The following is a 20283-nucleotide window of genomic DNA, read 5'->3' as shown; positions in this document are numbered from 1 at the left end:
GCTACCCTCGCCGCCCGCGCCGCCGAAAGCTCGCCGAGCCGTGAGTTTCATCGCGCCGAGCCGTGAGTTGCGACCCTCCGCAGACGCGAAACAGGGGCCAAACTCACGGCTCGGCGAACGTGGCGCTGCGACGACGGTGACGCGGCGGCGAAGGCGGGACGCAGGTCCGCACGGCCGAAAAACGTCGCCGAGCCGTGAGTTGCGACCCTCCGCAGACGAAAAAGAGGGGCCAAACTCACGGCTCGGCGGATGGGGTGGGGGTGGGGTCCTGGATGGGGACCGGGTGGGGGTCTCGCTAGTCGAACCAGAGGGCGAGCTCGCGGGCGGCGGACTCGGGCGAGTCGGAGCCGTGCACGAGGTTCTGCTGCACGCGGGTGCCCCAGTCACGGCCGAAGTCGCCGCGGATGGTGCCGGGGGCCGCCGTCGTGGGGTCGGTCGTGCCGGCCAGGGACCGGAAGCCCTCGATCACGCGTTCGCCGGCGATCCGCAGCACGAGGATGGGCCCGCTCTCCATGAATTCGACCAGGGAGTCGAAGAACGGCTTGCCCTGGTGCTCGGCGTAGTGCTCGGCCAGCAGGGACCGGTCCGCCTGCACCAGCTTCGCGTCGACGAGGGAATAGCCCTTCTGCTCGATCCGGCGCAGGATCTCGCCGGAGAGATTGCGGGCCACGCCGTCGGGCTTGACCAATACGAGGGTTTCTTGGACCTGGGTGCTCATGAGTTCTCTTTCTGGTTGTCTATTCTCGAACCGGCGATCATGCAGTACGCCCACATGGCGGTGAACATGGCGCCGACAAAAAACATGGCGAGGTTGAGGAAGCCACAGAGCAGCACGATGGCCTGGAGGATCCAGCCGATCACGTACGACCACGGGTAGCGCAGCAGAGCGATCACGGCGACCATGGCCAGCGACAAAAGCGCTCCGCCGCCGAGGGCGAGCAGCGGCGGCAGCGCGCCGAGCCCGAAGATCACGAGCGCGCCGAGCATCACCACGATCGTCTCGAAGCCGAGCACGATCGAGGCCAGGGAGCGCTTGATCGACCGCGGGACGGCGGGGCGAACGGATGCGCCGGGATCCGGCGTCTCGTCGGGTTCGGGCGCGAGGGTCACTTGGTCATCCATTCGCGGGAATCGGCCAGGGTGATGGCCTCGCCGACGAGCGTGATCGAACCGGTCACGATCACGGCCCGTTTGGGCGATTCCAGGGCCCAGTCGCGGGCGGAGTCGAGCGCGGCGGCCAGGTCGTCGAAGCGGATGGTGCTCACCTCGCCGGCGGTCTCGGCCACCAGGTCGGCGAGGTCGTCGACGCCGATCGCCCGTTCGGAGTGCGACTGGGTCACGTGGAACCGGCTCACCGACGGCAGCAGCGCGGTGACGATGCCGTCGGCGTCCTTGTCGGCGAGGATGCCCACCACCGCCACGATCTCGTCGAAGTCGAAGTAGTCGCCCAGGGCCGCGCTGAGGGCGGTGGCGCCGTGGGGGTTGTGCGCGGCATCCACCAGCACGGTCGGTTCGACGCCCACCAGCTGGAGGCGTCCGGGCGAGGTGGCCGAGGCCAGCCCTTCCTCGACCAGGTCGTACGAGAGCGCCGTGGCGCCGGCGCCGAGGAAGGATTCGACCGCGGCGATCGCGACGGCCGCGTTCTGGGCCTGGTGGGTGCCGTACATCGGCAGAAAGAGGTCGGAGTAGGTGCCGGCCAGGCCGCGCACGGAGATGAGCTGCCCGCCCACGGCGACCTGGCTGCTCAGCAGCGCGAAGTCCTCGCCCTCGCTGGCCAGGGTGGACTCGGTCAGTTCGGCGGCGCGCTCGAGTTCGGCCTGGGCCTCCTCGACCTGCCGGGCCGAGACCACGGAGGCGGAGGGCTTGATGATGCCCGCCTTGGTGCGCGCGATCTCGGCGATGGTGGCGCCGAGCCGCAGGGTGTGGTCGAGGGCGATCGGCGTGAAGACGGCGACCTGGCCGTCGGCCACGTTCGTGGAGTCCCACTCGCCGCCCATGCCGACCTCGATCACCGCGACGTCGACGGGAGCGTCGGCGAAGCAGGCGAAGGCGAGCACGGTGAGCGCCTCAAAGAAGGTGAGCGCACCCTCCCCGGCGGCGACGAGCTCGGCGTCCACCATCTGCAGGAACGGCGAGATGTCGGCCCAGTTCGCGGCGAGGGCCTCATCGGTGATCGATTCCCCGTCAATCACGATGCGCTCGTTCAGCCGCACCAGGTGCGGGCTGATCAGCAGACCGGTGCGCAGGCCGTAGGCGCGCACGATGCTCTCCGCGATGCGGCTCGTGCTGGTCTTCCCGTTGGTGCCGGTGACGTGGATGATCGGGTACACGGTCTGCGGGTCCCCCAGCAGCTCCAGCGCCCGCCGGGTCGGCGCCAGGCGGGGCCGGGGCGCGCCCTCGCCGACCCGCTCGAGGAGCGCGGCGAGGACGGAGTCGCCGGCCTCGCGGTCGGGATCTGCCGCGGACGGCCGGGGCTTAGACATGAACGAGTCCGTTCTCTCGTGCGACGGCGACCAGGACGGTGCCGCGGTTGGCGTACTGACCGGCGGTGTAGAGCACGTAGTGCTCGACCGGGAACCCGACCAGGCCCGCCAGCCATTCGGACGGCAGCCCGTTGGCCAGGCTGTCGGCGGGGACCTCGGTCGACACGTGGGTGGCGAACCGGGTGGCCAGGGTCTCCGCGGCGAGGTCCACCCCGGGGGCCAGGGCGAACGTGGCGGCATCCACGTCCGAGTAGAAGACCAGGTCCAGACGGATGCGGTCGCTCACCTCGAAGCCGGCGGACTTGCGGGTGTCCTGCACGGCGCGGATCAGGTCCCGGGCGAAGCCCTCCGCCTCGAGCACGGGCGTGGTCCTGGTCTCGAGCAGCACGAAACCGCCGCCGGCCAGCAGGGCCAGGGCGGGGGAATCCGTTGCGGTCTCGGACGCGTCGGCCTCGGCGCCCGAACCGGTCTGCAGCACGAGTTCGTACTCGCCCTCGGCGAGGGCGATGCCCCCGGCGGTGACGACGCCGTCGGTTTCGCTCCAGTCGCCGGATCGGGCGGCCTTGATCACCTGCTGCACCTGCTTGCCGAGGCGCGGTCCGGCCGCCCGGGCGTTCACGGTGAGTCGGGAGGTGATGCCGTAGGCGCTCGCGCTGTCGCCTTGGAGTTCGACCAGGCGCACGCTCTTCACGTTGAGTTCGTCGCGCAGGATGCCCTCGAAGGGCGCGAGTGCCGCCGTGTTGGAGGTGACCACGGTCAGGGTCGCCAGCGGGAGCCGCACGCGCAGCCCGGCCTGCTTGCGCAGGGAGAGCACGGTGGAGCTGATGGTGCGCACCTGGTCCATCGCGGTGACGAGGTCGGCGTCGGCGGGGAACAGGTCGGCGTCCGGCCAGTCGGTGAGGTGCACGCTGCGGCCGCCGGTGAGGCCCTGCCAGATGCGCTCGGTGACGAGCGGGAGCATCGGGGCGGCGACCCGGGTGACGGTCTCGAGCACGGTGTACAACGTGTCGAACGCCTCGGTGGAGCCGCCGGCCGCGGCGCCGGCCCAGAACCGGTCGCGCGAGCGGCGCACGTACCAGTTGGTGAGCACGTCGGCGAAGTCGCGCAGCCGGGCGGCCGCGAGGCTGCTGTCCAGGTTCTCCAGGTCGTTCGTGACGTCCACGATCAGGTCGCGGGTCTTGGCCAGCAGGTACCGGTCCAGCACGTCGGTGGAGTCGGCGCGCCAGGTGGCGTCGTAGCCGTTCTCACCGGACGCGTTCGCGTAGAGCGAGAAGAAGTACCAGGTGCTCCAGAGCGGGAGCATCACCTGGCGGGCGCCCTCGCGGATGCCCTCCTCGGTGACGATCAGGTTGCCGCCGCGCAGCACGGAGGAGCTCATCAGGAACCAGCGCATGGCATCCGAGCCGTCGCGGTCGAACACCTCGTTCACGTCGGGGTAGTTGCGCAGCGACTTGGACATCTTCTGCCCATCGTTGCCGAGCACGATGCCGTGGCTGACGACGTTCTTGAAGGCCGGCCGGTCGAACAGGGCGGTCGAGAGCGTGTGCAGCATGTAGAACCAGCCGCGGGTCTGCCCGATGTACTCGACGATGAAGTCGGCCGGGTTGTGGCTGTCGAACCAGTCGGCGTTCTCGAACGGATAGTGCACCTGGGCGAACGGCATCGAGCCGGAGTCGAACCAGACGTCGAGCACATCCGTGATGCGGCGCATGGTGGACTGCCCGGTCGGGTCGTCGGGATTCGGGCGGGTGAGCTCGTCGATGTAGGGCCGGTGCAGGTCGGTGGGGCGCACGCCGAAGTCGGCCTCGAGCTCGTCCAGCGAGCCGTAGACGTCGATGCGCGGGTAGTCGGGGTTGTCGCTCTTCCAGACCGGGATGGGCGAACCCCAGTACCGGTTGCGGCTGATCGACCAGTCGCGGGCGTTGCCGATCCACTTGCCGAACTGGCCGTCCTTGACGTTCTCCGGCACCCAGGTGATGTCCTGGTTGAGGTCGACCATCCGGTCGCGGAAGTCAGTGACGCGCACGAACCAGCTCGACACGGCCCTGTAGATCAGCGGGTTGCGGCAGCGCCAGCAGTGCGGGTACGAGTGCTCGTAGCTGGCCTGACGGAGCAGGCGGCCCTCGGCGCGGATCAGCTGGGTGAGCGGCTTGTTCGCGTCGGACCAGAGCTGGCCGGCCACCTCGGGTACGTCGGCGAGGAACTTGCCGCCCGCGTCGAGGGAGATGATCACCGGGATGCCGGCGGCCTCGCAGAGCTTCTGGTCCTCTTCGCCGTAGGCGGGGGCCTGGTGCACGATCCCGGTGCCGTCCGCGGTGGTGACGTAGTCCCCGACGATGATCGTCCAGGCATTCTGCGTGCCCCAGACCTCGGTGTCCGCGTAGTAGTCGAAGAGGCGGTCGTAGGACACGCCCTCGAGGTCCGCGCCCGGCACCGTGCGGGAGATCGCCGCCAGCGCGTCGACGGCGGAGTCGTAGCCGAGGTCCTTGGCGTAGTTGCCGACGAGGTCGATCGCGAGCAGGTATTCGGCGCCGAGCACCTCGACCCGGGCGGAGGACACCGGGGCGACGGATGCCGCGCCGCCGTCCGGCCCGGCCTCCCGCAGCACGGTCGCGTCGGGGGTGCCGTTCGGCCCGGCGGGGACGACGGCGTACGTGATCTGCGGCCCCACGGCCAGCGCCATGTTCGTGGGCAGGGTCCAGGGTGTCGTGGTCCAGGCCAGGGCGCGCACGGCGGTCAGCCCGAGGGCTTCCGCCTTCGCCCCGACCAGCGGGAACGTCACGGTGACGGTCTGGTCCTGGCGCATCTTGTAGACGTCGTCGTCCATCCGCAGCTCGTGGTTGGAGAGCGGCGTCTGGTCGCGCCAGCAGTACGGCAGCACCCGGTAGCCCTCGTAGGCGAGGCCCTTGTCGTGCAGGCGTTTGAACGCCCAGATCACGGATTCCATGAACGTGATGTCGAGGGTCTTGTAGTCGTTCTCGAAGTCGACCCAGCGGGCCTGGCGGGTGACGTACTCTTCCCAGACCTTGGTGTACTTGAGCACCGAGCTGCGGGCGACCGCGTTGAAGGCGCCGATGCCCATCTTCTCGATCTCGCTCTTGTCGGTGATGCCGAGTTCGCGTTCGGCCTCCAGCTCGGCCGGCAGGCCGTGCGTGTCCCAGCCGAAGCGGCGGTGCACCTGCATGCCGCGCATGGTCTGGAACCGGGGGAACAGGTCCTTGGCGTACCCGGTCAGCAGATGCCCGTAGTGGGGCAGCCCGTTGGCGAAGGGCGGGCCGTCGTAGAAGACCCACTCCGGGGCATCCGCCCGGTTGTCGATCGACGCCTGGAAGGTGCCGTCCTCGGCCCAGAACTTGAGCACGTCGGTCTCGATCTGGGGGAAACTCGGCGACGGCACGATGCCGGAGGGCACGCTGCCCGAGGGAACGGTGCTGCCGGGCTGCTGGTCTGCCGAACCGGGGTGCCGGCCTTTGGGGTACGTCATGCTTCTCCTGGACGAGTCGGGCAGGTTCTGCTTGGTGCAGAGCCGCCCTGTTCCACGAGGACGCCGAACCCGAAAAGGGATCCGCCGCGGTACCACCTCGCTTGCCGCCTGGGCAGGTGGACCCGGGCAACCGCTTGTTCTGAGGCTGTGACGGGCCCGACCCGTTCGGTTCTACCAGGAAGCCGCCCGGAGGCGGTTCCGTTCTTCCGAAGACTCACCGGTGATGGCCGGATCACAGTCATGCAGGAACGATTCTAGCCTGCGGCGTGCACGGCCCGGTAGCCGGAGCAGACCGGCGCGATGGCCGCTTGCAGATATGGGCCCAGCGGCCCGCGGGAGACGCCCGCGCGCGCCCAGACCCCGGCGGCGGCGGCCGCGGCGGCCAACACGGCCATCGCGAAACTCCGACCGACCAGCGCCGCTTCGGCACCGGCGGGCGTGCGCGCCAGGACGAAACGCTCGACCAGCGTCACCAGCGCCATGAACCGGGACAGCGCGGATGCCTCCAGCTCCCCCGTCGTGCCCATCAGCTCGGACTGGGTGAGCGCCCAGGGCACGTGACCGGGCCCGAACCCGGCGGATATCTGCAGCAGGGCCCGCTCGACGGCGGACACCGCCTCGGCCGGTCCGGCGGCGCCGGCGCACTCGGCGAGCGCCGCCGGCAGTCCGGCCAGTCCGGCGTCCACCTCGACCCAGAGCAGGTCGCTCTTCGCGGCGAAGTAGTTGAAGAAGGTGTTGCGGCTCACTCCGGCCCGCCGCGCGATCTGCTCGATCGTGGTGCCCGCGTAGGTCTGCTCGAGGAAGAGTTCCGCCGCGGCCTCCTCGAGCATCATCCGGGACGAGCCGCGCGGGCGCCCGACTCGGCTCGGCGGGTGATTCGTCATGGTGATTCCGTGTTCTACGATGGTGGTCGGTCCGGAACATTCTTGGACCGAGTCCAACAATTGCACACTCGGCCGAGTCGCGCCGCGGAAAGAGACCTGACATGATCGCCTCGGGGCACACCCACCGCGCTTCGCGCACCGTCGCCGGCCTGGTCGCCGCCGGCCTTCTCCTCACCGGCTGCGCCAGCCCTGCGGAGTCTCCCACGATTGAGGGGCCCGTCACCGGCGGCACCCTCACCTACGCCTCCGGCGACGCGGAACCCACCTGCCTGGACCCGCACGTGGGCGGCAACTACCCGCAGGCGCTGGTGAGCACGCAGTACCTCGAGTCCCTGGTCTCCCGGGACGCCGACGGGAAAATCATCCCGTGGCTGGCGGACTCGTGGACCGAGAGCGCCGACGGCCTGGACTGGGAATTCACGCTCGCCGACGGGGTCTCCTTCACGGATGGCACGCCTCTGGACGCGTCCGCCGTGCAGGCCAACATCGCTCACCTCCAGGACCCGAAGACGGGTTCGTCGACTGGTTACCTGGCGCTGCAGAAGGTCACCGGTACCGAGGCGGTCGCCCCGAACGTGGTGCGCCTGACCCTCGGCGAACCGGACAGCGCCCTGCTCGAGTCCCTGAGCCAGCCGTGGCTCGCGATCGAATCAAAGCAGGCGCTAGCCCGCAGCCAGGAGGAGAACTGCGCGGCTCCGGTCGGGACCGGCCCGTTCCAGGTCAAGACCTGGGTCAAGCAGGACTCGATCACCCTCGTGCGGAACGACGGCTACTCCTCTCCGCCCGCGGATGCCGCGCACAGCGGACCGGCGTACCTCGACTCCATCGTCTGGCGCTTCATCCCCGACTCCGCGTCGCGGTACGCCGCCCTGCAGTCCGGTGACGTCGACGTCATCGACAACGCGCAGCCCGACACGATCGTGCAGACCGAGAAGGGCGACTCGATCCGTCACCTCGACGCACCGCGCCCCGGCGCCTCCAACCGGATCGAACTGAACTCCGGACGCGCCCCGTTCAACGACCCGCTCGTGCGCGAGGCGTTCATCCGCTCGGCCAATGTCGACGACGCGGTCGCGAGCCTGTTCCAGGGCACAGCCACCCGCTCCTACGCGGCCCTCTCCAGTGCGGAGTCCCTCGCGGTACCGCGCCCCGAACTGTTCGGATACGAGCCGAAGGACGCCGGCACCCTCCTCGATTCCGCGGGCTGGACGAAGCGCGACGCGGGCGGCTACCGGGTCAAGGACGGCGTGCGGCTCACGGTCACCTTCCCGGTGAGCACCAACCAGTCCATCCCCGCGGAGCAGTCCCTGTTCGAACAGATCCAGGCCACCGCGAAGAAGACCGGCTTCGAGGTGCGCCTGGTCCCGATGGACCTCTCCAGCTGGTACACGGCCCTCGGCGAGAACAACTACGACGCCGTCAGCGCGCCGTACACCAAGGTCGGACCCGACGTGCTGCGGATCCTGTTCCACTCCGCCGGCATCGTTCCCGCGCCCAGCGGCTACTTCGCCAACCACGCGCAGGTGAACGACCCGGCCATCGACGCGCTGCTGACCGAGGCCGGCCAGGTCACGGATGCCTCCAAGCGCAAGGCCCTCTACACGGACGCGCAGAACCAGGTGCTCGAGGGCTACTACATCCTGCCCCTCTACGACCAGCAGAACCACTTCCTGCTCGGGGCGAAGGTCACCGGCGCCCGCGCCCTGCCGACCGTGTCGACGCCCACGTTCTACGATGCGTGGCTGAAGTAGCGGATGCCGGGAACAGCCCATGCCTGACGCGGCGGCGCAGGCTCGGTCCACCCTCCGCGCCCTGCGCCGGAGCGTGCCGGGCCTGATCCTGGTGCGTCTGGTCGGGGCCGGCTTCGTGCTGTGGATGGTGGCCACGCTCACCTTCTTCGCCGTGCGGCTGATCCCCGGCGACCCGGCCGAGGCCATCCTCGGCGGTCCGGGTTCGCAGACCTCGCCGGCGGCGCTCGCCGCGGTGCGCGCCGAGTACGGCCTCGACCTGCCCGTGTTCACGCAGTACCTGGCGCAGCTCGGCCGGCTCGTCACCGGCGACCTGGGCCGCTCGTACGCGTTGAACCAGGATGTCGCCCCGCTTCTGGCCGGGCAGCTCGGCGGCACCCTGCTGCTGGCGGTGCTCGCCCTGGCCGTGGCCTGGCTCCTCGCCCTCGTGCTGGCGACCTGGTCGACCCGCGGCGGCCGGTTCGCCTGGTTCCTCGGGTCGGGGCTGGAGATCGTGTCCGCCGCGCTCCCCCATTTCTGGCTGGCGACCGCGCTGATCGTGTTGTTCAGTGTCTGGCTGGGCTGGCTGCCGCCGGTGAGCACGGCCGGGCCCGCCGGGCTGGTGCTGCCGGTGCTGACCCTCGCGGTCCCGCTGGCCGGGTTCCTCGGCCAGATCATGCGGGAGTCCCTGCTCGCCGCACTGGAGTCGCCCTTCGTGCTGTCGGCGCGGGCGCGGGGTGAGGGCGAGCGCGGCATCCGTTGGGTGCACGCGTTGCGCCACGCCGCCCTGCCGGCGATCAGCCTGTCCGGTTGGGCGTTCGGGTCCCTGATCAGCGGCGCGGTGGTGGTCGAGACGATCTTCGCCCGGCCCGGACTCGGACGCACCCTGCTGAACGCCGTGACGGTGCGTGATGTGCCGGTCGTGGTCGGCACCGTGCTGGTCGTGGCGCTCGGCTACATCCTGATGACCCTGCTCACCGACCTGGCCCAGCGCCTGGCCGATCCCCGGCTGCGCACCCGATGAGCGACCTGGAGATCCAGGCCGGCCTCGGCCGGTCCGCCCGCGCGCCCCGCCCGGCCCACCCGCCCCGGCGCGGCCGGCGACCCCGGATCGGGGTCGCCGAGACGCTGAGCGGGCTGTTCGCGCTGTTCCTGGTGGCGGCTGCGCTCGCGCCGGCCCTGGTGGCGCCCGGGGACCCGCTCGGGATCGATCCCCTGTCCGCGTTCCAGGCTCCGTCGCTCGTGCACGGGTTCGGCACCGACGAGTCCGGCCGGGACATCTTCACCCGGGTCGTACACGGCACCGGCAGTTCCCTGCTGATCGGCACCCTCGCGACCCTGATCGGGCTGGGCCTCGGACTCGTGCTCGGAACCCTGGCCGGGATGCTCGGCCCGGTCGTCGACTTCACCGTGAACCGGCTGCTCGAGGTGCTGTTCGCCTTTCCGGGGCTGCTGCTGGCGTTGCTGTTCATCCTGGTCTTCGGCCCCGGAGTGGCGAGCGCGACCGTGGCGGTCGGGCTGGCGACGGCGCCCGGGTACGCCCGCATCATCCGGGCCCAGCTCGTCTCGGTGCGCTCGTCCGCGTTCGTCGAGGCGGCCACCGTGCTCGGCCTGGGTCGCGGCCGGATCCTGGCGCGCCACATCCTGCCGAACACCCTCGCTCCCCTGTTCGTGCTCGGCACCCTCGGGATCGGCCAGGCGATCGTCTGGGCCTCCGCCCTCAGTTATCTCGGGCTGGGCGCCACGCCGCCGGCCGCCGAATGGGGCGCCATGCTCTCCGCCGGGCGCACGTACATCGGCTCGGCCTGGTGGATGAGCTTCTTCCCCGGCCTGTTCATCGTGCTCGCCGCGGTGTCGGCCACGGCCCTGGGCCGCGGCATCGACCGCAGGCTGAGGCACGCATGAGCGCGGAGAGCGCGGAGAGCCTGGCACCCGGGCCGGCAGCCGCCCTGCCCGCGACCGCGGCCGCGGCCGCGCCGATCGTGCCGGTCGTGCGCGTGCGCAACCTGAGCGTGGGGTTCGGCCCGGAACCGGGCGCATCGCCGGTGGTGGAGGGCATCTCGTTCGACGTCGCGCCGGGCGAGTGCCTGGCCCTGGTGGGCGAGTCCGGTTCCGGCAAGTCCGTCACCGCGCGCAGCCTGCTCGGCCTCGCCGGGGACACCGCCTGGCTGCGCGCCGACGAGCTGACTCTCGGCGCGTCCGGCGTGCTGGAAATCTCGGAGGCCGCGTGGCGGTGCCGGCGCGGACGCGACGTGGGCCTGGTGTTGCAGGACGCCCTGGTGTCCCTGGACCCGCTGCGCCCGGTGGGCCGGGAGATCGCCGACTCGCTCCGGCTGCACACCCGGCTGGGCGCCGCGGCCCGCCATGCGCGCGTGCTCGAGCTGCTGGCACGCGTGGGGCTGCCCGACGGGGAGAACCAAGCCCGGAAACGCTCAGGGGAGCTGTCGGGAGGCCAGCGCCAGCGCGCCCTGATCGCGGCCGCGATCGCCCTCGACCCGCCGTTCCTGATCGCCGACGAGCCGACGACCGCCCTCGACGTGACCGTGCAGGCCCAGATCCTGGACCTCCTGGCCGACCTGAAACGCCGGGGCACCGGGATCCTCCTGATCAGCCACGACCTCGCCGTGGTGGGCCGCATCGCCGACCGGATCGCGGTCCTCTCCGAGGGACGCATCGTCGAGCAGGGGCCGACCGCCGCGGTTCTGGCCGCGCCGGAGGATCCGGTCACCCGGCGGATGCTGGCGGCCGTCCCCGTGGACAAACCACGCGGCCTGCGCCTGACCGCGCAGCTGGCCCCGGCTCTGACCGCGCAGCTGGCCCTGCGCGACGCGGAGCCGGCCCGGGCGGTCGACGCCGAAGCCGGGGCGCACCCGGCCGCTCCCGCCGCGGCCAGAGAGGTCGTGCTCGAGGCCACCGGGCTGGTCAAGCGGTTCACCCGTCCCGACGGCAGCGTTCAGGCCGCCGTCGACGACGTGTCGTTCCGGCTGGAACGGGGAACGACCCTCGGCATCGTCGGTGAGTCCGGTTCGGGCAAGACCACCCTGGCCCGGCTCGTGCTGGCGCTCGCCCGGCCGGACGCGGGCGAGGTGCGAGTGCTCGGCGAGCCGTTCAGCGTCGCCGGCGAGAGAGCCGGCGCCGAGAAGGCGCGGCGGCTGCTGCGCCCCCAGTTGGGCGCGGTCTACCAGGATGCGCTCAGTTCCTTCGACCCCCGGCTCACGGTCGGCGACGTGCTGCGGGACGCAGTAGGCGGCAGGACCGGCGGCACGACCGTCGGCACGACCGTCGACACGACCGTCGACACGACCGTCGACACGACCGGCGCCGGCCGGTCCCGCGGTCGCGACGGCCTCCGATCCCGCGGCGGATCGGTCGACAGGTCCGATGCCGCCGGCCGGCGCATCCGGGAGCTGTTGGACGCCGTGGGCCTGCCCGCGAGCCTGCTCACCCGGCGGCCGCTGTCCCTCTCCGGCGGGCAGCGCCAGCGGGTGGGCATCGCCCGGGCGCTGGCCTCCGAGCCGCAGATCCTGATCTGCGACGAACCCGTCTCCTCGCTCGACGTCACGGTGCAGGCCCAGGTGCTCGACCTGCTCGACGACCTGCAACGGGACCTCGGCCTCAGCGTGCTGTTCATCTCCCATGACCTCGGGGTGATCCAGCACGTCAGCGACCGGGTGGCCGTGATGCGGGACGGCCGGATCGTCGAATCGGGCGCGGCCGGACAGGTCTTCGGGGCGCCGCAGCATCCGTACACCCGGGCCCTGCTGGGCGCGGTCCCCCGCCTCGGCTAGCCGGACTCCACGACCCCGCGCTCGTGGCGCAGGTTGTGGCCCGCGGCGCAGGTTCGAGCCTGCGCCCGCGGGAATAACCTGCGCCGCGAGCGGCCGGCCGGACAGACGAGCGGCCGGAGGGACGGGCGAGCGGCCGGGGGGACGGGCGGGGGACGGGCGGGGGGACGGGCGAGCGGCCGGGGGGACGGACGGACGGGCGGCGACCGTGTCTACGACAGGAGCGCGACCGGGGATTCCGCCTCGCCGCGCCAGGCTTCGACGCCTTCCCTGATCGCGAAGCCGGCGATCACGAGTGCCGCGAGCGAGTCCGCCCAGGCCCAGCCCAGCAGCGTGTTCAGCACCAGCCCGAGCAGCACCGACCCGGACAGCCACGCGCACAGCAGCAGCTGCCGGGAGTCCGCCAGCACGCTCTTCGAGCCGAGCTCGGTCCCGGCCCGGCGTTCCACGCCCGCCACTCCCGGCATGATCACCAGGCTCAGGCAGGCGATCACGATGCCCACCGGGCTGGGCTCGGCCTCGATCACCCCGATGAGGCCGAGGCCGGCGTTCAGGATGACGTAGCCGGCCAGGGCGAAGAAAGCGACCGCGATGGCGCGGAGGGCAGGTTTCTGCCACCGGTCGGGGTCGCGGCGCGAGAACTGCCAGGCGATGACCGCGGCGGAGAGCACTTCGATCACGGAATCCAGGCCGAATGCGACCAGCGCGGTCGAGGATGCCGCGGCACCGGCCGCGATCGACACGACCGCCTCGAGCACGTTGTAGCCGATCGTGAAGCCGACGATCAGGCGCACCTTGCGGCGCAGCGCCGTGCGGCGGGCATCCGTGAGCGTGCGCGGGCCGGCCAGGGCGTCGCCATCCGGCGTGCCGTCAGGCCTCGTGTCGTCATCATTTGGACCGGTCACGGTACCCCTCTCCGCCTCCAATCCTGCCACTCGCCGACCGACCGGGGGCGGCTCCCAAACGCCGGGCTGGGCCCGGAATCGGTCTGGAACGGGGCATCCGGTAAGTTAGGTACCGCCCAATACTCAGGCACTTCACCACCGACACGGTGCCGCAGATACGAATCGGAGAAACATGACCGCCGCCAGCGTTCCGGAAAAACCTGCCCTCGAAGGGCTCGAAACCAAGTGGGGCGGCTCCTGGGAAGACGCGGGCACCTACCGGTTCGACCGGGGTTCGGCCACGCGCGCGAACATCTTCTCCATCGACACCCCGCCGCCGACCGCCTCCGGGTCGCTGCACATCGGGCACGTCTTCTCCTACACGCACACGGATGTCATCGCCCGCTTCCAGCGCATGCGCGGCAAGAGCGTCTTCTACCCGATGGGCTGGGACGACAACGGCCTGCCCACCGAACGCCGGGTGCAGAACTACTACGGCGTGCGCTGCGACCCGTCCCTGCCCTACGTCGATGACTTCACCGCGCCGTTCGAGGGCGGCGACGGCAAGAGCACCAAGGCCGCCGACCAGCTGCCGATCAGCCGCCGCAACTTCATCGAGCTGTGCGAACGCCTCACCATCGAAGACGAGAAGCAGTTCGAGGCCGTCTGGCGCATGCTCGGCCTCAGCGTCGACTGGACCCAGACCTACCGCACGATCGGCAACGACTCCCTCGTCACCTCCCAGTCGGCGTTCATCGGCAACATCGAGCGCGGCGAGGCCTACCAGGCCATGGCCCCCACGCTGTGGGACGTCACCTTCCGCACCGCGGTCGCCCAGGCCGAGCTCGAGGACAAGGAGATGCCCGCGTCCTACCACCGAGTCTCCTTCGCCCAGCCCGGCGGCGGCGCGATCGAGATCGAGACCACCCGCCCGGAACTGCTGCCCGCCTGCGTGGCCCTCGTGGCGCATCCGGACGACGAGCGCTACAAGGCCCTGTTCGGCTCAACCGTTCGCACGCCGCTGTTCGACGTGGAGGTGCCGATCCTGGCCCACCACCTCGCGCAGAAGGACAAGGGCAGCGGAATCGCCATGATCTGCACGTTCGGCGACGTGACCGACGTGATCTGGTGGCGTGAACTGGACCTCCCCAACCGCGCCATCATGGGCTTCGACGGCCGCATCATCGCCGAGGCGCCCGAAGCGATCACGAGCGAGGCCGGGCGGGCCGCATACGCGCAGCTGGCCGGCAAGACCGTCTTCTCCGCCAAGGCGGCCGTGGTCGACCTGCTCCGCACCAGCGGCGACCTGATCGGCGAACCGCGCTCGATCGTGCACCCGGTCAAGTTCTTCGAGAAGGGCGACAAACCGCTCGAAATCGTCTCCACCCGCCAGTGGTACATCCGCAACGGCGCCCGCGACGAGAAGCTGCGCGCCCGCCTGATCACGCACGGCAGCGACCTGCAGTGGCACCCGGAATTCATGCGCGTGCGCTACGAGAACTGGGTCAACGGCCTCACCGGCGACTGGCTCGTCTCCCGCCAGCGGTTCTTCGGCGTTCCGCTGCCGATCTGGTACCCGCTGGATGCCGACGCGAACCCGCTTTTCGACCAGCCCATCGTCGCCACCCGCGAGATGCTCCCGGTCGACCCGTCCTCCGACACCGCCCCCGGCTACGAGGCCGGGCAGCGCGGCCAGGCGAACGGTTTCGTCGGCGAGGTCGACGTGATGGACACCTGGGCGACCTCCTCCCTCACCCCGCAGCTGGCCGGCGGCTGGGAGCGCGACCCCGAACTGTTCGAACTCGTCTACCCGTACTCGCTGCGCCCGCAGGGCCAGGACATCATCCGCACCTGGCTGTTCTCCACCCTGCTTCGCGCCGAACTCGAACACGGCGTCTCGCCGTGGCAGCACGCGGCCCTGTCCGGCTTCATCGTGGACCCCGATCGCAAGAAGATGTCCAAGTCCAAGGGCAACGTCGTCACCCCGGCGGACATGCTCGAGCAGCACGGTTCGGATGCCGTGCGTTACTGGGCCGCGTCGTCGCGCCTCGGCACCGACGCCGCGTTCGACCCCAAGAACCCGACCCAGATCAAGATCGGCCGCCGCCTGGCGATCAAGATCCTGAACGCGTCGAAGTTCATCCTCGGCTTCGACGGCGGCGCGGAGGCCCCCGTCAGCGAGCCGCTCGACCAGAGCATGCTCGCCCGGCTAAGCGTCGTGGTCGGCCAGGCCACCGCCGCGTTCGAGGGCTACGACCACGCCCGGGCGCTGGAACTGACCGAGAGCTTCTTCTGGACGTTCTGCGACGACTACCTCGAGCTGGTCAAGGAGCGCGCCTACGGCGAGGCCGGTCCCGGCCAGGCATCGGCGGTCGCCGCCCTCCGCACCGCGCTGTCCACCCTGCTGCGCCTGTTCGCCCCGTTCGTGCCGTTCGCGACCGAGGAAGCCTGGTCCTGGTCCACCGAAGACTCGATCCACCACGCGGCCTGGCCCGTCCAGTCCGAGCTCAGCGGAGGGCAGGGCGGCAACGTCGCTCTGCTGGACCTGTCCAGCCGGGCGCTCACCGGCATCCGCCGCGCAAAAACCGATGCGAAGGCTTCCCAGAAAACGGACGTCGAATCTGCTGTAATTAGCGGTACGGCTGCAGAGATTGCCCTGCTCAGGCAGGCTGCCGCCGATCTGAGTGCCGTTGGCCGTATCTCGGAGTTGGTTTTTATTGAAGGCAGCGAATTGGCTGTCACCGACATCGTGCTCGCCACGGTGCCGGAGAACTAGGAGAACCGAATGTCAATCAAGGTACGCGCGCTCGGCGACAAGGACTTTTTTTCGTGGCTGGGACTCTTCGAGGGCTACAGCGAGTTCTACAAGTGCGAACTGACTGACCAGAAAGCGCTCCAGGTCTGGAGCTGGATCATCGACAAGAACGAGTCGCTCACCGGCGCCGTTGCCGTCGACGACGACGGCGAGTTCGTCGGATTCGCCCACTACCGCGAGGTTCCGAACACCCTGACCGCCACCCGCGGCCTGTTCCTCGACGACCTGTTCGTGGTGCCGGAATCCCGCAGCACGGGCATCGGCCGGGCCCTGATCGAGTTCGCCAAGGAGTACGCCGCGGCGCACCGCCTGACCACGGTGCAGTGGCTGACCGCCGCCGACAACGAGACCGCGCAGCGCCTGTACGACGACGTGGCCACCCGCACCGACTGGGTCACCTACGAGATCGAGCTCTAACATGCAGATGGGAACACGCTGGCCGCTGGGCGGCCCGATGCCCGCACGGCTGCCCCATGTGGTCGAGATCGCCGTCAGGGCGGTCGAGGAAGATCTCACGGCCCTGGCGGAGGACACGCAAGCCTGGCGCTGGACGCTGACCTGGCTCGAGGGCAACCCCGTGCTGGAGCTGGACGACGGCACGGTCATCCGTTACAACCCGGCCGAGGACAGCGCCACGATCACCCAACCGGCGATCGCCCTCGAAGACGAGGACGACTGGATCTAGGCTCTGCTGGCCCTGGCCTGGCTCTGGCCTGGCCGACTCCGCCGAGCCGTGAGAAGCGCCCCTTAAAATTCGGAAAACGGGGGCGCTACTCACGGTTCGGCGGAGGGTTTTCTGCCGCTACTTGCGGGCGACGACCTCTCCGTGCGGGATGCCGAACCAGCCGTCCGGGTCCCCGGCCCACTGGAGCCAGGCGGCCTTCATCTTGTTCAGGTCGGCGAGGTCGGCGGCCCCCACCTCGATGGCGTGTGCGGCGAAGGCGGATTCCGTCACGCGGTCGGCCCAGGACCCGCCCCACCACTCACGTTCCACATCCGAGGCGAAGCACCAGATGGATGCCGAGCTCGTCACCGCGCCGAACCCCGCCTGGCGCGCCCACGCCTTCAGGGAACGCCCGGCGTCGGGGTCGCCGCCATTGGAGTAGTGCACGTCCCGGTACGCCGTCAGCCACAGCGAGAGCCCCTGCAGCTTCGGGTGGTACATCACGCCCCCGTAATCGGCGTCGCGGCCGGCGAAGACTCCGCCCGGCTTCAACACCCGGCGGAACTCCCGAAGCGCGGCAACCGGGTTGGCCAGGTGCTGCAGCACCTGGTGCGCGTGCACGATGTCGAAGCTCTCGTCGGGGAAATCGAGCGCGCAGGCGTCGCCGACGTGGAAGGAGGCGTTCCGCACGCCCTCGTCGAAGGCGAGTCCCGCGGCATGACGCACGATCTGCTCCGACGCGTCGATGCCGGTGACCTGCCCGGGATACAGCCGGCGCGCCAGGTCGACCGTGACCGTGCCGGGGCCGCAACCCACGTCGAGCAGGGACCGGCCGGGCGACAGGTGCGGAACCAGGTAGGCCGCCGAATTCGCCACGGTGCGCCAGGTGTGCGAGCGCAGCACGCTCTCGTGGTGCCCGTGCGTGTACTGCTCTCGCTGCGCGGTCTCTTGGCGGTCCGGCTCGTCGGTCATGAACAGATCCTATTCGCGCGGGGGCAACCGGTGTGGCAGGGTGAGCGGATGAACCCCTTCTTCAGCCCCAGCACGCTGGCCTACGAGCTGCCCCCGTTCGGGCTGATCCGGGAGGAGCACTACCGGCCCGCTTTCCTGCAGGGAATGGCGGAGCAGATCCTCGAGGTTGCGGCGATCTGCGGGGTTCCGGATGCGCCCACGTTCGACAACACCATGGTACCGCTCGAACTTAGCGGGCAACTGCTCACCCGGGTGGCGGCGGTGTTCTTCAACCGCAGCTCGTCGGACTCGAACCAGCTGACCGACGCGCTCGAGGAGGAGCTGGCGCCGTTGCTGGCCGCGCACGCGGACGCCATCCGTCTGAACCCGGAGCTCTTCGCTCGGGTGGCCGCCCTGCACGCGCAGCTGGACCGGTTGCAGCTGGACGCGGAATCGCGCTACCTGGTCGAGCGATACCACACGGAGTTCACGCTCGCCGGCGCGGGCCTGACCGACGCCGCCAAGGCCGAGCTGCGGGACTACAACGCACGGCTCTCCACGGCGACCACCCGGTTCGAGAAGAACCTGCTGGCCGACACCAACGATTTGGCCCTCGTGCTCGAGAACGTCGCCGAGCTCGACGGCCTCACCGCCGGGCAGATTTCGGCCGCGGCGGAGGCTGCGACGGAGCGCGGGCTGCCGGGCCGGTACGTGATCACCCTCGTGCTGCCGACCGGTCACCCGTATCTGGCTCAGCTCACGAACCGCGGCGTGCGGGAGCGGCTGCTGGCGGCCTCGCGGTCCCGCGGCATCCGTGGCGGCGACCACGACAATCGCGAGCTGGTGCTGTCGATCGCCCGGCTCCGCGCCGAACGCGCCCGGCTGCTCGGCTTCGACAGCCACGCGGCCGCGGTGACCGCCGACCAGACCGCGAAGACGCCGCAGGCCATCGCCGACCTGCTCGGGCGCCTGGCACCCGCTGCGGCCCGTAACGCCCTGGTCGAGCAGGCCGACTTGCAGGCCCGGATCGACCAGGACGGCGGCGGTTTCGAGCTCGCCGCGTGGGACTGGGCGTTCTATACCGAACAGGTGCGCCGGGCCCGGTATCATGTGGACACCGCGGCCATGCGGCCCTATTTCGAGCTCGAGCGGGTGCTGCGCGTCGGCGTGTTCTACGCGGCGAGCCGGTTGTACGGGGTCACGTTCACCGAGCGCCCCGACCTGGTCGCCTGGCATCCGGAGGCCCGCGTGTTCGAGGTGACTGAGGCCGACGGCTCCCCCGTCGGCCTGTACATCGGCGACTTCTACACCCGCGACTCCAAGCGGGGCGGCGCGTGGATGAACTCGCTGGTCTCGCAGTCGGCGCTCCTGGACTCGTCGGCGGTGGTCTGCAACAACCTGAACGTGCCCCGGCCGGCCGCGGGCGAACCCACCCTGCTCAGCTTCGACGAGGTCACCACCCTGTTCCACGAGTTCGGGCATGCGCTGCACGGGCTGTTCGCGCGGGTCACCTACCCGAAGTTCGCGGGCACGAACGTCTACCGAGACTTCGTCGAATTTCCGAGCCAGGTCAACGAGATGTGGATGCTGTGGCCGGAGGTGCTCGCCCACTACGCCGTTCACCACGAGACCGGTGAGGCCATGCCGCAGGACCTGGTCGACCGGATCCAGGACTCCACCGCCTTCAACGAGGGCTTCTCCACCAGTGAATACCTGGCCGCCGCGCTGCTCGACCAGGCCTGGCACCGGATCGACGCCGACGACACGGTGACGGATGTCGCCGCGTTCGAGGCCGCCGCGCTCACCGCCGCGGGCCTGGACAACCCGGCCGTGCCCACGCGCTACGCCAGCACCTACTTCGCCCACACGTTCGCGGGCGGCTACGACGCCGGCTACTACTCGTACATCTGGAGCGAGGTGCAGGACGCCGACGCCGGGGAATGGTTCGAGGACAACGGCGGGCTCACGCGGGCCAACGGGGATCGGTTTCGCCGTCGATTGCTCGGTGTGGGCGGCAGCGCCGACCCGCTGGCGGCCTACCGGGACTTCCGGGGACGGGACGCGGGCATCCAGCCGCTCCTCGACCGGCGCGGCCTGAACTAGCGGCAGCCGGCCCGGCGCCGGTCCCGGCCCCGGCACCGGCACCGGCCCCGGCTCCGATCACCCCGCCCGTGAACCAATTCGACGGAGATACTGCTCTAAAAACAGCTTTCCGGGCTGCTGGGGCTCGATTTGGGCAAAATCNGATTTTGGTGTTGACGGATTCGATGCGGCCGTTTGAGAGACCGTGCTCGATCGAGGCGAGGATCGCAGCGCGGTGCTTCACGATCGAGCGCTGCAGCTTCACGAACGACGGGATCCGGCAGCGGCGCGCCCATCCGACCCACTTGTCCAGGGCCTCGGCGGCTTCGGCGTGGGGCAGTTTGAAGACCAGTCGGAGGCCTTCTTTGAGGTAGTAGGCCCGGCCCAGGGCCGGGTTGGTTTGAACGACCCAAGCCAGCTTTATCTGTTGTTTCTCGGTGAGGTTCTCCGGGTTTTTCCAGAGCGCGTAGCGGGAGTTCATCATCAACTTCGCGTGCTCGCTGTGAGGCCGGGCCGGAGCGTCG

General features: G+C 70.3%; 15 protein-coding genes and 1 pseudogene. 8 read left to right on the top strand and 8 right to left on the bottom strand.

Annotated elements, in window-relative coordinates:
* Window positions 1–295 precede the first annotated feature (295 nt).
* The 5 genes from ndk to E3T37_RS07135 all read right to left on the bottom strand — a co-directional run bounded on the left by ndk (window position 296) and on the right by E3T37_RS07135 (window position 6851).
* On the bottom strand, window positions 296–718 hold the full coding sequence (ndk, locus tag E3T37_RS07155; RefSeq protein WP_134366120.1) for a nucleoside-diphosphate kinase: 423 nt from the start codon (window positions 716–718) through the stop codon (window positions 296–298).
* Window positions 715–1110, bottom strand: coding sequence for a DUF4233 domain-containing protein (locus E3T37_RS07150; RefSeq protein WP_241978645.1), 396 nt, complete (start codon window positions 1108–1110; stop codon window positions 715–717). The genes ndk and E3T37_RS07150 overlap by 4 nt, the downstream gene beginning before the upstream one ends.
* On the bottom strand, window positions 1107–2483 hold the full coding sequence (locus tag E3T37_RS07145) for a folylpolyglutamate synthase/dihydrofolate synthase family protein (RefSeq protein ID WP_134366118.1): 1377 nt from the start codon (window positions 2481–2483) through the stop codon (window positions 1107–1109). The genes E3T37_RS07150 and E3T37_RS07145 overlap by 4 nt, the downstream gene beginning before the upstream one ends.
* Window positions 2476–5967 carry an isoleucine--tRNA ligase gene (locus tag E3T37_RS07140; protein WP_134366117.1) on the bottom strand — a complete coding sequence of 1164 codons (3492 nt, stop codon included), beginning with the start codon at window positions 5965–5967 and terminating at the stop codon, window positions 2476–2478. The genes E3T37_RS07145 and E3T37_RS07140 overlap by 8 nt, the downstream gene beginning before the upstream one ends.
* A gap of 254 nt (window positions 5968–6221) precedes the next feature.
* A complete protein-coding gene (locus E3T37_RS07135; protein ID WP_134366116.1) occupies window positions 6222–6851 on the bottom strand; it encodes a TetR/AcrR family transcriptional regulator in 630 nt (209 codons plus the stop codon).
* A gap of 101 nt (window positions 6852–6952) precedes the next feature.
* Here E3T37_RS07135 and E3T37_RS07130 point away from each other — a divergent pair, with 101 nt between their 5' ends.
* The 4 genes from E3T37_RS07130 to E3T37_RS17710 are packed head-to-tail and all read left to right on the top strand — an operon-like array spanning window position 6953 to window position 12366.
* Window positions 6953–8602 (top strand): ABC transporter substrate-binding protein, encoded by a 1650-nt coding sequence (locus E3T37_RS07130; protein WP_134366115.1) that lies wholly within the window; start codon window positions 6953–6955, stop codon window positions 8600–8602.
* Window positions 8603–8621: 19 nt separating this feature from the next.
* Window positions 8622–9602 (top strand): ABC transporter permease, encoded by a 981-nt coding sequence (locus E3T37_RS07125; protein ID WP_134366114.1) that lies wholly within the window; start codon window positions 8622–8624, stop codon window positions 9600–9602.
* Window positions 9599–10483 carry an ABC transporter permease gene (locus E3T37_RS07120; RefSeq protein WP_134366113.1) on the top strand — a complete coding sequence of 295 codons (885 nt, stop codon included), beginning with the start codon at window positions 9599–9601 and terminating at the stop codon, window positions 10481–10483. The genes E3T37_RS07125 and E3T37_RS07120 overlap by 4 nt, the downstream gene beginning before the upstream one ends.
* Window positions 10480–12366, top strand: coding sequence for an ABC transporter ATP-binding protein (locus E3T37_RS17710; protein WP_134366112.1), 1887 nt, complete (start codon window positions 10480–10482; stop codon window positions 12364–12366). The genes E3T37_RS07120 and E3T37_RS17710 overlap by 4 nt, the downstream gene beginning before the upstream one ends.
* A gap of 209 nt (window positions 12367–12575) precedes the next feature.
* Here E3T37_RS17710 and E3T37_RS07110 read toward each other — a convergent pair whose 3' ends face one another.
* Window positions 12576–13268: a cation transporter gene (locus E3T37_RS07110; protein WP_338145000.1), complete on the bottom strand. Its 693-nt coding sequence runs from the start codon at window positions 13266–13268 to the stop codon at window positions 12576–12578.
* 172 nt (window positions 13269–13440) lie between these two features.
* Between E3T37_RS07110 and valS the strand changes: the two genes are divergently transcribed.
* Genes valS through E3T37_RS07095 form a run of 3 tightly spaced genes read left to right on the top strand, consistent with a single transcriptional unit; the run spans window position 13441 to window position 16747 of the window.
* Window positions 13441–16023 carry a valine--tRNA ligase gene (valS, locus tag E3T37_RS07105; protein WP_134366111.1) on the top strand — a complete coding sequence of 861 codons (2583 nt, stop codon included), beginning with the start codon at window positions 13441–13443 and terminating at the stop codon, window positions 16021–16023.
* Between the two features lie 9 nt (window positions 16024–16032).
* Complete coding sequence (locus E3T37_RS07100; protein ID WP_134366110.1) at window positions 16033–16479, top strand: GNAT family N-acetyltransferase; 447 nt, start codon at window positions 16033–16035, stop codon at window positions 16477–16479.
* A gap of 7 nt (window positions 16480–16486) precedes the next feature.
* Complete coding sequence (locus tag E3T37_RS07095) at window positions 16487–16747, top strand: hypothetical protein (protein WP_241994546.1); 261 nt, start codon at window positions 16487–16489, stop codon at window positions 16745–16747.
* A 117-nt stretch (window positions 16748–16864) separates the two neighbouring features.
* Here the strand turns inward: E3T37_RS07095 and E3T37_RS07090 are convergent, their stop codons facing one another.
* Window positions 16865–17698, bottom strand: coding sequence for a class I SAM-dependent methyltransferase (locus tag E3T37_RS07090; RefSeq protein ID WP_134366108.1), 834 nt, complete (start codon window positions 17696–17698; stop codon window positions 16865–16867).
* Between the two features lie 48 nt (window positions 17699–17746).
* On the opposite strand from E3T37_RS07090, the gene E3T37_RS07085 reads away from it, so the two are divergent.
* On the top strand, window positions 17747–19780 hold the full coding sequence (locus E3T37_RS07085; protein WP_134366107.1) for a M3 family metallopeptidase: 2034 nt from the start codon (window positions 17747–17749) through the stop codon (window positions 19778–19780).
* Between the two features lie 142 nt (window positions 19781–19922).
* On the opposite strand, the pseudogene E3T37_RS07080 reads toward E3T37_RS07085, so the two are convergent.
* A pseudogene (locus E3T37_RS07080) lies at window positions 19923–20283 on the bottom strand (transposase); the annotation flags it as partial.

The organism is Cryobacterium sp. TMT2-10, assembly GCF_004403075.1.
In the GTDB taxonomy this organism is placed as follows: domain Bacteria; phylum Actinomycetota; class Actinomycetes; order Actinomycetales; family Microbacteriaceae; genus Cryobacterium; species Cryobacterium shii.
Note: the sequence above shows the minus strand (reverse complement) of the source record. Positions and strands in the feature narration are given on the sequence as shown.

Excerpts from the sequence above, each read along its gene's own strand:
- ndk (WP_134366120.1), bottom strand. The coding sequence starts at position 718 with ATGAGCACCCAGGTCCAAGAAACCCTCGTATTGGTCAAGCCCGACGGC.
- E3T37_RS07145 (WP_134366118.1), bottom strand. The coding sequence starts at position 2,483 with ATGTCTAAGCCCCGGCCGTCCGCGGCAGATCCCGACCGCGAGGCCGGC.
- E3T37_RS07140 (WP_134366117.1), bottom strand. The coding sequence starts at position 5,967 with ATGACGTACCCCAAAGGCCGGCACCCCGGTTCGGCAGACCAGCAGCCC.
- E3T37_RS07135 (WP_134366116.1), bottom strand. The coding sequence starts at position 6,851 with ATGACGAATCACCCGCCGAGCCGAGTCGGGCGCCCGCGCGGCTCGTCC.
- E3T37_RS07130 (WP_134366115.1), top strand. The coding sequence starts at position 6,953 with ATGATCGCCTCGGGGCACACCCACCGCGCTTCGCGCACCGTCGCCGGC.
- E3T37_RS07125 (WP_134366114.1), top strand. The coding sequence starts at position 8,622 with ATGCCTGACGCGGCGGCGCAGGCTCGGTCCACCCTCCGCGCCCTGCGC.
- E3T37_RS07120 (WP_134366113.1), top strand. The coding sequence starts at position 9,599 with ATGAGCGACCTGGAGATCCAGGCCGGCCTCGGCCGGTCCGCCCGCGCG.
- E3T37_RS17710 (WP_134366112.1), top strand. The coding sequence starts at position 10,480 with ATGAGCGCGGAGAGCGCGGAGAGCCTGGCACCCGGGCCGGCAGCCGCC.
- valS (WP_134366111.1), top strand. The coding sequence starts at position 13,441 with ATGACCGCCGCCAGCGTTCCGGAAAAACCTGCCCTCGAAGGGCTCGAA.
- E3T37_RS07100 (WP_134366110.1), top strand. The coding sequence starts at position 16,033 with ATGTCAATCAAGGTACGCGCGCTCGGCGACAAGGACTTTTTTTCGTGG.
- E3T37_RS07095 (WP_241994546.1), top strand. The coding sequence starts at position 16,487 with ATGGGAACACGCTGGCCGCTGGGCGGCCCGATGCCCGCACGGCTGCCC.
- E3T37_RS07090 (WP_134366108.1), bottom strand. The coding sequence starts at position 17,698 with ATGACCGACGAGCCGGACCGCCAAGAGACCGCGCAGCGAGAGCAGTAC.
- E3T37_RS07085 (WP_134366107.1), top strand. The coding sequence starts at position 17,747 with ATGAACCCCTTCTTCAGCCCCAGCACGCTGGCCTACGAGCTGCCCCCG.